Source organism: Vibrio sp. 10N.222.51.C5 (assembly GCF_041474575.1).
In the GTDB taxonomy this organism is placed as follows: domain Bacteria; phylum Pseudomonadota; class Gammaproteobacteria; order Enterobacterales; family Vibrionaceae; genus Vibrio; species Vibrio crassostreae_C.
This window is the reverse complement of the sequence record NZ_JBFRUJ010000107.1, coordinates 1-2,616: the sequence shown is the minus strand read 5'-3', so window position 1 is coordinate 2,616 and position 2,616 is coordinate 1. Positions and strand designations below refer to the sequence as shown.

The window sequence follows — 2,616 nt, the reverse complement described above, 5'->3', positions numbered from 1 at the left end:
TTTTACTTTAATTGGTATTATTCCCTTAACCAGCATATCTAAAGTTAACTAGTCAGGGAGATATTTTCCTTCGGCTACTTGCCAAAACGCTCTAATCAGTGGGTTCTCAAGTTGAGATCGTTTACAGCAAACGCCTAATTCAAAGGGTTTGATTGGTTCTATTTTTAAGCGATCGACTTTATCTCTCACTGGACTGTTGTTAATGACGACATCAGGAGCTATACCCACTCCACAACCTAGCGCAACCATACTTACAATCGCCTCATGCCCAGATACCTGAGCGTAAATGCTGGGCTTAATCTTCATCTTTTTGAACCATGAATTCGCACGTTCACGGGCAGTGCCTGCTTCGGGAATGATAAAAGGTACCTCATTCCAATTTGGCTTTTCGGATTGAAGTTGCTGACTAAAGCTACTGACACCGGATGGGATGATTACTGACAGTGGTATATCGCTAATGGTTTCGAATTCTAATCTTGAAGGCAAAATGTCTGGTTTAGCTGAAATAGCAATATCAGCTTCATCATTCAGTATCTTGTCGATGGATTGCGCTGGATCACCGGTAGAGAGCTTAAACTCAATATACGGATGAATAGCCCTGAATTCGGTAATGAGTTCAGGAAGGTGACTGTAGCTTGCTGTTACGGAACAGAAAATACGGATCTCACCCTTGAGCTCCTGTTCTCCGCCTTTTAGGTGAAGATTATACTGCTGCCACTCGCCAACGATGCTCAATGCCACAGGTAACAGATGTTTCCCTGCTGGTGTGAGGTCAACACTTCGATTATCCCTGATAAGCAGTTCTTGCCCTGTTTCTTCCTCAAGCTTTTGTATTTGACGACTAAGGGCAGAAGGACTGACGTGCATAGCAGCAGCTGTTTTGCTGAAACTCTTGCTATCACATAAATGTATAAATAATTGTAGAGATTTTATGTTCATGTTCTGTGATCGTTTCCATGTTGCATTTATTGCAATAACTAATTGTGAATATATCACTTTCAGCAACGGAGTGTCTGTTTTAGTATGAAGTCATTCGATAGAGAGATATCGACCTTACGGACTTATTTTTAAAGGAGTGCCCTACAATGGCTAACTATTTCAATACATTAAACCTTCGTGAGCAACTAGACCAACTAGGTCGCTGCCGTTTCATGGATCGTGAAGAATTCGCGACAGAAGCTGAATACCTTGAAGGTAAAAAGATCGTCATTGTTGGCTGTGGTGCTCAAGGCCTAAACCAAGGTCTAAACATGCGTGATTCTGGTCTAGACGTATCTTACGCTCTACGCCAAGCTGCAATTGATGAGAAGCGTCAATCATTCAAGAATGCTTACGAAAACGGCTTTGTAGTTGGTAGCTACGAAACGCTAATCCCTCAAGCAGACCTAGTTATTAACCTTACTCCTGATAAGCAACACACTAATGTTGTTGAGACAGTAATGCCTCTAATGAAAGAAGGCGCTGCTCTTGGTTACTCTCATGGTTTCAATGTTGTTGAAGAAGGCATGCAATTACGTGCTGACCTTACCGTTGTAATGGTTGCACCTAAGTGTCCAGGTTCTGAAGTACGTGAAGAGTACAAGCGTGGTTTCGGTGTTCCAACACTGATCGCTGTTCACCCAGAAAATGACCCTAAAGGCGAAGGCTGGGATATCGCTAAAGCTTGGGCTGCAGGTACTGGTGGTCACCGTGCAGGTTGCCTAGAGTCTTCTTTCGTAGCAGAAGTTAAATCTGACCTGATGGGTGAGCAAACTATCCTTTGTGGCATGCTACAAGCGGGTTCTATCGTATCTTACGAGAAGATGATTGCTGATGGCATCGAACCTGGCTACGCAGGCAAGCTTCTACAATACGGTTGGGAAACGATTACTGAAGCACTTAAGTTTGGTGGCGTAACTCACATGATGGATCGCCTATCTAACCCGGCTAAAGTTAAAGCGTTTGAGCTTTCTGAAGAGCTTAAAGACCTAATGCGTCCGCTTTACAACAAGCACATGGATGACATCATCTCTGGTCACTTCTCTAGCACAATGATGGCTGACTGGGCGAACGATGACGTGAACCTACTAGGCTGGCGTGAAGAGACAGGCGAAACTGCATTCGAAAACTACCCAGCTTCTGACGTAGAAATCTCAGAGCAAGAGTACTTCGACAACGGTATCCTAATGGTTGCTATGGTTCGTGCCGGTGTTGAGCTAGCATTCGAAGCTATGACGGCATCAGGCATCATTGATGAGTCTGCTTACTACGAATCTCTACATGAGCTTCCACTAATCGCAAACACAGTTGCTCGTAAGCGTCTTTACGAAATGAACGTTGTAATCTCTGATACTGCTGAGTACGGTAACTACCTATTCGCTAACGTAGCAACACCGCTACTACGTGAGAAGTTCATGCCTTCAGTAGCAACGGACGTCATCGGCCGTGGTCTAGGTGAGACATCTAACCAAGTTGATAACGCTAAGCTAATTGAAGTAAACGAAGCTATCCGTAACCACCCTGTAGAATACATTGGTGAAGAGCTACGTAGCTACATGAGCGACATGAAGCGTATCGCTGTTGGCGGTTAATCTTCCAGTTCATCACTGAATAAAAATAGGTTCATCGCGGATTAGC

Annotated in this window: 2 protein-coding genes; one reads left to right on the top strand and one right to left on the bottom strand. The window is 44.0% G+C overall.

What is annotated here, in order from left to right; all coding sequences use genetic code 11:
- Positions 1–48 precede the first annotated feature (48 nt).
- Positions 49–939 (bottom strand): HTH-type transcriptional activator IlvY, encoded by an 891-nt coding sequence (gene ilvY, locus AB4558_RS21735; RefSeq protein ID WP_065113339.1) that lies wholly within the window; start codon positions 937–939, stop codon positions 49–51.
- Positions 940–1,085: 146 nt separating this feature from the next.
- Between ilvY and ilvC the strand changes: the two genes are divergently transcribed.
- Entirely contained in the window at positions 1,086–2,570 is a 1,485-nt protein-coding gene (gene ilvC, locus AB4558_RS21730) for a ketol-acid reductoisomerase (protein ID WP_372075044.1), read from the top strand.
- The last annotated feature ends 46 nt before the right edge of the window (positions 2,571–2,616 follow it).

Coding starts and splice junctions, on each gene's coding strand:
- ilvC (WP_372075044.1), top strand. CDS start 1,086: ATGGCTAACTATTTCAATACATTAAACCTTCGTGAGCAACTAGACCAA.
- ilvY (WP_065113339.1), bottom strand. CDS start 939: ATGAACATAAAATCTCTACAATTATTTATACATTTATGTGATAGCAAG.